This window comes from Rhodococcus sp. NPDC059968 (assembly GCF_042738615.1).
Classification (GTDB): Bacteria; Actinomycetota; Actinomycetes; order Mycobacteriales; family Mycobacteriaceae; genus Rhodococcus_F.
The window spans coordinates 1-8,174 of the sequence record NZ_JBHWUE010000193.1; the positions used below are offsets into that span (position 1 = coordinate 1).

Sequence of the window (8,174 nt, forward strand, 5' to 3'; positions counted from 1 at the left end):
CCCGGGCTGCCGGGTCGGTGGCAACCGCGACCAGATGGCCGGGGTGAACCTGGCCAAACGCGTACTGCTCGGTAAAGGCAAGGCCACCAGACGGCGCGGACGACTACCGGCGGTCCGGGTCGCCGAACACGCGCCGGTGCGCAAGAGCCGCGACAAGAAAGGTCCCACCCCGAGCAGGCCACGGCATCGCCGGGTCTGCCGCAGCCTGCCCACCGTGACACCGCGGTTGGGGGTGACTCCGAAACAGCATGTTCCTGCACCACAAGCGTCGGTGTGGGACACGGTCCAACCCGCACCGCCGCACGGTGATGCGGGTAGCCGTGACACACGTCCATCTCCCACGCCCGCCATACCAGTGGCAGACAGTATGAGACCTACGTAGACGCTCGTGGCGCAGTGGGAGAGCCGGGAGAACTACCAAGCTGTGCAGGCGAAGTGGGACAACGCCGACGAGGACCTGCTCCAGGTTCTGCAGGCGATCTCGAAGGTCGTCCAGGACGGCGCCATCGACATGCAGACTGCGGAAGACCGGAACGCCACGGCGTGGCTCTGATCTTCGCGTGACACGTCGAGTGCCCCAGCAGTCCTCGGTTGCTGGGGCACTGTGGTCTCCGACAGTGGATCGAGTGGATCAGTCTGCGGGCGGTATGAGCCGGCTGAGGACGACACTGCTCTTGGTCTGAAGTACGGCCGGCTCCGACCGCAGGTTCTCCAGTGTGCGTTCGAGGTGTGCGGTGTCGGTGGTGCGGACGCGGAGGAGGGCGTTGGCATCGCCGGTGACCGTGTACGCCTCCTGCACCTCGGTGTGACGGGACAAGATCCGAGCGATCTCGACGGCCGAGGTGCGGCCACTGCAATACAACTCGACGAAGACCTCGACCCCGTGGCCGAGAGCACGCGGATCGAGCGCCGCATGAAATCCGGTGATCACTCCGGACTCGACCAGTCGATCGACCCGACGCTTCACGGCGGGTGCGGACAGCCCGACCTCGCCGCCGATAGTGGCGAAGCTGGACCGGGCGTTGCGCTCCAGCCGCGCAACGATCCGCCGATCGAGCCCGTCCAGACGCAACGAATCATCCATGTGATGGAACGCTAGCGCATTGATCAGGCCTTTTGGTGGGTGGATACTGATTTCACCGACACCGATCGAGGGGGAGTGGAGATGGCGCCCACTGCTGGTATCGAGTCCGAGAACCCGTACGAGGAGACAGTGGAGGTGCGGGGCGACGCCGCCCGCATGGTCCGGCGGGCCTATCCGCGCAGTTATCTGATGTGCCCGCCCACGTATTTCGACGTCGTCTATGCCATCAACGACTGGATGCATCCCGAGGAGCCCGTGGACCGGGGTCGTGCGATGTCGCAGTGGTCCGCGCTTGCGGACACCTACCGGCGACTCGGACACGAGGTCCTCACGATCGACCCTGTCGAGGGGCTCCCGGACATGGTGTTCGTCACCGACAGCGGGCTCGTCGTCGACGGTGTCGCGCTCGGTGCCCGTTACCGGTCCGCCGAGCGGCGGGCCGAGGCCGAACACGTGTTCCGGTGGTTCCGGGACAAGGGATTGATCAGGCCCACCCTGCCGCGGTACGTGAACGAGGGGGAGGGCGACTTCCTCGTCGTCGGCGACGTGATCCTCGCCGGAACCGGGTTCCGGTCCGACCCGCGATCGCACGCCGAGGCGTCGGCGCACCTCGGCCGTCCGGTGATCACGTTGAACCTGGAAAATCCCCGCTACTACCACCTCAACACCGCGCTGGGAGTGCTCGACGACTCGACCATCGCCTACCTGCCCGCGGCGTTCTCGCCGGACAGTCGCGCTCTGCTCGCGCAGATGTATCCCGACGCGGTGATCGCGGCCGAGACGGACACCGACTGGCTCGGACTGAACCTGGTCAGCGACGGCGCCAATGTGGTGCTACCCGTCCAGGCTTCGCACCTTGCCGACCAGTTGTCCGCCCGCGGGTACGAGCCGGTGCCGGTCGACTATTCGGAGTTCCTCAAATCCGGTGGTGGAATCAAGTGCAGCACTTTGGAGCTCCGCGGTTTCCGCGGGCTCCGGGTCGCGGAAGATCAGGGGTGACCAGCAATGTCGGACGGTGTCGTTTCCGTGTCGGATGCCACACGTGAGCAGCTGAGCAGGGCCGACGAGCACAGCGCACACAACTACTCGCCGCTGCCGGTCGTGATCGAGTCGGGCGCGGGCTCGTGGGTGAAGGGAATCGACGGCGTCGACTACCTGGACGTACTCGCCGGATACTCGGCGCTCAACTTCGGCCACGCGCACCCCACCCTCGTCCGGGTGGCGCGCGAACAGCTCGGCCGGCTCACTCTGACCAGCCGCGCCTTCCAGCACGATCGGTTCGCGTCCTTCTGCGAGGACCTGAGCCGGCTGTGCCGGAAGGAAGCCGTGCTGCCGATGAACACGGGCGCCGAAGCCGTGGAAACCGCGCTGAAACTGGCCCGCAAATGGGGTTACGACGTCAAGGGAGTGCCACCGGGGCGTGCCGAGGTGATCACGTGCGCCGGGAACTTCCATGGTCGCACCATCTCGATCGTCGGGTTCTCGTCCGATCCGGACGCGTACACCGGATTCGGTCCGTTCCCGGCGGGCTTCGCGTCCGTCGAATACGGGAATGCGGAGGCCCTCGAGGCCGCGATCACCGAGAACACCGTGGCGGTGCTCCTCGAACCGATCCAGGGGGAGGCCGGAGTCCTGGTGCCACCGCCCGGGTACCTCGCAGCGGTCCGGGACATCTGCACCCGTCGCGGGATCCTGATGGTCGCCGACGAGATCCAGAGCGGGCTCGGGCGGACCGGCGACACGTTCGCGTGCGACCACGAAAACGTGACCCCCGACGTGTACGTCCTGGGCAAGGCACTCGGGGGTGGCCTGATGCCGGTCTCCGCCGTCGTCGCCGACTGGCCGGTCATGGCGGTGATCGGCCCCGGACAACACGGGAGCACGTTCGGGGGCAACCCCCTCGCCTGCGCGGTCGGGAGCGCGGTCGTCGACCTGCTCGAGACCGGTGAATATCAACAGCGAAGCCGTGATCTGGGTGCCTACCTGCACAGCATGCTGTCGCAACTGTCCCCCGACCACGTGTCGGAGGTGCGTGGGCGCGGACTGTGGGCCGGTGTGCAGCTGGCCGACGGTATGCCGTCCGCCCGAACGATCTGTGAACGACTCCTCGCTCGCAGGGTCCTCGCGAAGGATGCGCACGAAGGAACGATCCGTATCGCCCCGCCGCTGGTGGTCGAGCGGGACGAGCTGACGTGGGCGGTCGAACAGCTCGCCGATGCGCTTGCCGAGTGAGTTTTGACCCTGGGCCTCACCGACCGGTATTGTTCTCCGTTGGCGTGCCGTGCGCCGCTGTGTCCTCGTGTCGCAGTGGCTGGCGGTTCTCGGGTCTCAACTGGCCGCCGGGAATCGCTCGACGATACGCAATGGCCAGCAGCGGATTGAACAAGACGAGGAAGTTCTGTGTCTACGTACACCCCGAAGGCCGGAGATGTGACCCGCACGTGGCACGTCATCGACGCCACTGACGTGGTGCTCGGCCGCCTTGCCGTCCAGGCAGCCAACTTGCTGCGCGGCAAGCACAAGCCCACCTTTGCACCGCACGTTGACGGCGGCGACTTCGTCGTCATCATCAACGCCGAGAAGGTTGCCATCAGCGGCAACAAGCGTGAGGGCAAGTTCCTCTACCACCACTCCGGACACCCCGGTGGTCTGAAGTCCCGCTCCGTCGGTGAGGTTCTCGACAAGAACCCCGACCGCCTCGTGGAGAAGGCCATCGTCGGCATGCTCCCCAAGAACAAGCTGGGTCGCGCCATCAGCAGCAAGCTGAAGGTCTACGCGGGCCCGAACCACCCCCACGCCGCGCAGCAGCCGGTGCCATTCGAGATCAAGCAGGTGGCCCAGTGACGGCGCCGGAGGAGCAGAACGTGTCCAACCCCGAAGAGATCACCGAGGCTGTCGAGGTCGCGGCGGACGAGTACGTGTCCGTCGAGGAGCCCGAGGTCGCCGAGGACATCGAGGCCGCTGCTGCGCCGCAGGCCCCGATCGTGATCGATCGCCCCATCCAGACCGTCGGTCGTCGTAAGGAAGCGGTTGTCCGCGTCCGTCTGACCCCCGGTTCGGGCGACTTCAAGCTCAACGGCCGCACCATCGAGGACTACTTCCCGAACAAGGTGCACCAGCAGCTGATCAAGGCTCCGCTGGTCACGGTCGAGCGTGCCGAGTCCTTCGACATCGTGGCGCTGCTGCACGGTGGCGGACCGTCCGGACAGGCCGGCGCACTGCGTCTCGCCATCGCCCGCGCGCTCATCGAGGTCACCCCCGAGGACCGTCCCGCTCTCAAGAGCGCCGGCTTCCTCACCCGTGACGCCCGCGCCGTCGAGCGCAAGAAGTACGGCCTGAAGAAGGCCCGCAAGGCATCTCAGTACTCGAAGCGCTGATGTGTCGCCGAAGCCGCCCTCCGGGGTCGGCTTCGGCACCTGTTCTTCCCGAGAGCAGGCGTCCATCGTTACCGGACGCCTGCTCTCGTGCTTTATCCGAGATGTAGTGGGTTTCCTAGGTGCGAGGGGTCTGGTCTATGGGTCGATTGTTCGGGACGGATGGGGTTCGTGGTCTCGCGAATACCGAGCTGACCGCCGAGTTGGCGTTGCAGGTGGCCTCCGCCGCCGCGACGGTGCTGGCGTCGCCGGGTTCGGGGGGACGTAAGTCGGCTGTGGTCGGCCGTGACCCGAGAGCCAGCGGTGAAATGCTCGAGGCGGCGGTCGTCGCGGGCCTGACGTCTGCCGGCGTCGACGTTCTGAACGTCGGGGTGCTGCCCACACCCGCGGTGGCCTACCTGACCGCGGAGCTGGACGCAGCTCTCGGTGTCATGATCTCCGCCTCGCACAATCCCATGCCCGACAACGGCATCAAGATCTTCGCGGCCGGCGGGCACAAACTCGACGACGAAGTGGAAGACCGGATCGAGGCCGTCGCCGCCGGAACCACGACACGGCGGGCGCCGACCGGCGCGGGGATCGGACGTATCCGCACGGTGCCGGACGCCGCGGAACGGTATCTGCAGCACCTGGCCACCGCCCTCCCCAACAGCCTCGACGGGCTGACCGTCGTGGTGGACTGTGCGCACGGCGCGGCATCGGGCGTCGCTCCCGCCGCCTACCGGGCCGCCGGCGCCACCGTCGTCGCGATCAACGCCGAACCCGACGGACTCAACATCAACGAGAACTGCGGGTCGACGCACCTCGAGAGCCTGCAGAAGGCGGTCGTCGAGCACAGCGCCGACCTGGGGCTCGCGCACGACGGGGATGCGGATCGATGCCTCGCCGTCGATGCCGCCGGTTCCCTCATCGACGGCGACGCCATCATGACCGTCCTCGCCCTCGGTATGCGCGACGCAGGCGAACTGGTGGACAACACCCTCGTCGCGACGGTCATGAGCAATCTCGGTTTGCACATCGCGATGCGCGAGGCCGGGATCTCGCTGGTCACCACTGCCGTCGGTGATCGCTACGTCCTCGAAGGGCTCCGGTCCGGCGGCTTCAGCCTGGGCGGCGAACAGTCCGGCCACGTCGTGTTCCCCGCCTTCGGCACCACCGGCGACGGAGTGCTGACCGGACTGCGGCTGATGGGCCGGATGGCGGAGACCGGACAGCCGATCGCGGAACTGGCGGCGGCGATGACGACACTCCCGCAGGTTCTGGTCAACGTGAAGGTCGCCGACAAGCGCGCCGTCGCCGCGTCCCCGGTCGTGCTGGACGCGGTCGTGGCCGCCGAGCGCAGCCTGGGCGACAACGGCCGGGTACTGCTGCGGCCGTCGGGCACCGAACAACTCGTACGCGTGATGGTCGAAGCTTCGGACATCGACGTGGCTCGGAAGCTCGCCGACGAACTGGCGGGCACGGTCGCCTCCGTGTGAGCGGACACAGCGCACCGATCGGCCGGGGAACCGATCGGTGCGCTGTCGCGTCTAATGCAGTAGGTCGCGAAGAGAGGGCGGGGCAATGAGCGATGGGCTCGAGGTGGACGTCGCGGTGGTGACGGACGCGGGCGCGAGGCTGCTGAGGTCGGCTGAGATCCTGCGACAGCAGGCCGCCGAGACCGCCCGGCTGGAATTCGGCGGGGCGCACGCGGGCCGCGACTACACCGCGAAGGGTGACGCGGTGCGTGACGCCCTCGGCGTCATCGGAGACGCGCTCGGGCAGTGGGCCACGGACGCGGAATCGTTCGGGCACGCATTCCGGGCCGCCGCGGCGCGCTACTCGGGAACGGACGCAAACGTCACCGCCGACGTGAACGGGGTGCGGTGGTGACCACGGATCCGAGAACGCTGATCGCCGACCCGACCCTGAGCCGCGAATACAAAGAGCAACTCCTCCAGGCCTGGGCCGCCTCCCGCGAGGAAGACGAGGCTTCATGGCAGCCGTACTTCGACGAGTACGGGCTCGACAAGCGTGACCGGACACCGTTCGCCGACCAGCGGTACGCCGCACTGTTGGAGCACGGCAGCGACGCCCAGACCGCGAACACATCCCGGACCGCGCTGGGGGAGCACCTGCGCCCGAATGCCCTCAATGTTCCCGACGACCTACTCGATCTCGGCGCGCGGGGCCTCGAATTCTTCGAGTTGTTGCTCCCCGCTGCGAGAAAACTGGGATACGAGTCTCGCGAACTCACCGATTCTACGCGAGGTTCGACGCCGAGCGAGGGATGCGTCTGCACACGCTCGCCCGCGACGTCGACACCCTCGGGCGCAGCCTCGACGCGGCCCGCACCGAACTCGACGAGAACGAGAGATGCGTCGCCGCAGTGTGAACCGGTGGAGCGGAGTCGCCGCCGCGGCAGCGATCGACGCCGCCGACCGACAGAACGTCCAGGCGGACGTCACCATCGGTCGGCTCCACGGACTCGCCGAGGTGCTGTTCGAGGCGAACCTCACGCTGAGCGCCGCGGTGACGAACAAGGCGTACAAAGTCGTGTCGCTGCACCAGCCGACGGTCGGGGGTAACAGCGCGGCCCAGATCGACGTTCTCGCGCAGATCTACACCCGACGGCAAGGACGGCGACAACTCCGCCGCGAAGGACGGCATGGAAGACGCGTCCTTCTGGTTCCCCGAACTCGCCGACGACGACTACCGGCACGTCAACGGCCTGTACAAGGACGGGGGCGCCGGCGCGCTCCGTCGGCTCGACCGCGACGACGTGGTGCGGCGGGCCGCCGGAATCACCAAGGACTGGCTCGACGCGAACTTCCGGCACGTGTACGAGGAGAAGCAGCAGGAGTTCACCGCTGCGTGTGCGGACTGCACCGAAGCGGTGCACGCCGCCTACGCCGCCGTCGTCGCCGAGGCGCGGGTCGATCGAGGTGCAGCCCGGTTTTCGTCCCGAGGACAATCCCGATCCGGCACCCGCGCCGATGGCGCCCGAGGTGCGAAACGCGGGCACCGTCCCCGCCGCTGCGCCGGCGCGCCTGCTCTCGCACCTGCTGCGCCGACGGCGCCCGCCGCGGCACCGGCGACGGACGTCCCGGCGTACGTCCCGCCTCGAGCCGGTGGTGGGGACGCGGCCACCGGGAGCATTCCCGGTTCGGGTGATCTGGTGCGTCAGAGTCTCGCCTGGCGGATCTCGGTTCGATTCTTCGCCCGTTGATCGAGGACACCGTCTCGGCCCTCACCGGCAGGGACGACGAGGAACGGAACACCGAGGGCCTCGGCGAAGAACTCGGTGACACGCGGGAGGACGACGGCGAGTCGGCACGTCACACGACAAGAGCGTCTACGTAGATCTCATACTGCCTGCCACTCGCGTGGCGGGCGTGGGAGATGGACGTGTGTCACGGCTACCCGCATCACCGTGCGGCGGTGCGGGTTGGACCGTGTCCCACACCGACGCTTGTGATGCAGGAACATGCTGTTTCGGAGTCACCCCCAACCGCGGTGTCACGGTGGGCAGGCTGCGGCAGACCCGGCGATGCCGTGGCCGACGCGGGGTGGGACCGTGTTTGTCGCGGCGTGGCCGTACCGGCGCATGCTCGGCCACCCGGACCGCGGGCATCTGCCCCCGCCGGCGGGTGACCTTGCCTTTGCCGAGCAGTACGCGTTTGGCCAGGTTCACCCCGGCCATCTGGTCGCGGTTGCCACCGACCCGGCAGCCCGAA

General features: G+C 67.8%; 10 protein-coding genes and 2 pseudogenes. 10 read left to right on the forward strand and 2 right to left on the reverse strand.

The window, feature by feature from the left end; genetic code table 11:
* Positions 1-382 (forward strand): annotated as a pseudogene (locus ACFWAY_RS52265) (transposase); the annotation flags it as partial.
* 6 nt (positions 383-388) lie between these two features.
* Positions 389-553 (forward strand): hypothetical protein, encoded by a 165-nt coding sequence (locus ACFWAY_RS52270; protein ID WP_378516329.1) that lies wholly within the window; start codon positions 389-391, stop codon positions 551-553.
* 78 nt (positions 554-631) lie between these two features.
* On the opposite strand, the gene ACFWAY_RS52275 is transcribed toward ACFWAY_RS52270, so the two are convergent.
* Positions 632-1,084 (reverse strand): Lrp/AsnC family transcriptional regulator, encoded by a 453-nt coding sequence (locus ACFWAY_RS52275; protein WP_378516330.1) that lies wholly within the window; start codon positions 1,082-1,084, stop codon positions 632-634.
* Positions 1,085-1,165: 81 nt separating this feature from the next.
* On the opposite strand from ACFWAY_RS52275, the gene ddaH reads away from it, so the two are divergent.
* The 8 genes from ddaH to ACFWAY_RS52315 all read left to right on the forward strand — a co-directional run bounded on the left by ddaH (position 1,166) and on the right by ACFWAY_RS52315 (position 7,800).
* Positions 1,166-2,083, forward strand: a complete 918-nt coding sequence (ddaH, locus tag ACFWAY_RS52280) for a dimethylargininase (RefSeq protein WP_378516331.1) — start codon at positions 1,166-1,168, stop codon at positions 2,081-2,083.
* A gap of 6 nt (positions 2,084-2,089) precedes the next feature.
* Entirely contained in the window at positions 2,090-3,316 is a 1,227-nt protein-coding gene (rocD, locus tag ACFWAY_RS52285; RefSeq protein WP_378516332.1) for an ornithine--oxo-acid transaminase, read from the forward strand.
* Between the two features lie 168 nt (positions 3,317-3,484).
* The gene (gene rplM / locus ACFWAY_RS52290) at positions 3,485-3,928 is read left to right on the forward strand and encodes a 50S ribosomal protein L13 (protein WP_005239728.1); all 444 of its coding nucleotides are present in this window, start codon (positions 3,485-3,487) and stop codon (positions 3,926-3,928) included.
* Positions 3,925-4,461, forward strand: coding sequence for a 30S ribosomal protein S9 (rpsI, locus tag ACFWAY_RS52295; RefSeq protein ID WP_005239729.1), 537 nt, complete (start codon positions 3,925-3,927; stop codon positions 4,459-4,461). Before rplM ends, rpsI begins: the two co-directional genes overlap by 4 nt.
* A gap of 137 nt (positions 4,462-4,598) precedes the next feature.
* Positions 4,599-5,936, forward strand: a complete 1,338-nt coding sequence (gene glmM / locus ACFWAY_RS52300) for a phosphoglucosamine mutase (protein WP_378516333.1) — start codon at positions 4,599-4,601, stop codon at positions 5,934-5,936.
* Between the two features lie 85 nt (positions 5,937-6,021).
* The gene (locus ACFWAY_RS52305; protein ID WP_378516334.1) at positions 6,022-6,330 is read left to right on the forward strand and encodes a hypothetical protein; all 309 of its coding nucleotides are present in this window, start codon (positions 6,022-6,024) and stop codon (positions 6,328-6,330) included.
* A gap of 775 nt (positions 6,331-7,105) precedes the next feature.
* Positions 7,106-7,666: a hypothetical protein gene (locus tag ACFWAY_RS52310; protein ID WP_378516335.1), complete on the forward strand. Its 561-nt coding sequence runs from the start codon at positions 7,106-7,108 to the stop codon at positions 7,664-7,666.
* A complete protein-coding gene (locus ACFWAY_RS52315; protein WP_378516336.1) occupies positions 7,663-7,800 on the forward strand; it encodes a hypothetical protein in 138 nt (45 codons plus the stop codon). The genes ACFWAY_RS52310 and ACFWAY_RS52315 overlap by 4 nt, the downstream gene beginning before the upstream one ends.
* On the opposite strand, the pseudogene ACFWAY_RS52320 reads toward ACFWAY_RS52315, so the two are convergent.
* Positions 7,793-8,174: pseudogene (locus ACFWAY_RS52320) on the reverse strand (DNA-binding protein); the annotation flags it as partial. The gene ACFWAY_RS52315 and the pseudogene ACFWAY_RS52320 sit on opposite strands and share 8 nt — an antisense overlap.

Coding starts and splice junctions, on each gene's coding strand:
- ACFWAY_RS52275 (WP_378516330.1), bottom strand. CDS start 1,084: ATGGATGATTCGTTGCGTCTGGACGGGCTCGATCGGCGGATCGTTGCG.
- ddaH (WP_378516331.1), top strand. CDS start 1,166: ATGGCGCCCACTGCTGGTATCGAGTCCGAGAACCCGTACGAGGAGACA.
- rocD (WP_378516332.1), top strand. CDS start 2,090: ATGTCGGACGGTGTCGTTTCCGTGTCGGATGCCACACGTGAGCAGCTG.
- glmM (WP_378516333.1), top strand. CDS start 4,599: ATGGGTCGATTGTTCGGGACGGATGGGGTTCGTGGTCTCGCGAATACC.
- ACFWAY_RS52305 (WP_378516334.1), top strand. CDS start 6,022: ATGAGCGATGGGCTCGAGGTGGACGTCGCGGTGGTGACGGACGCGGGC.
- ACFWAY_RS52310 (WP_378516335.1), top strand. CDS start 7,106: ATGGAAGACGCGTCCTTCTGGTTCCCCGAACTCGCCGACGACGACTAC.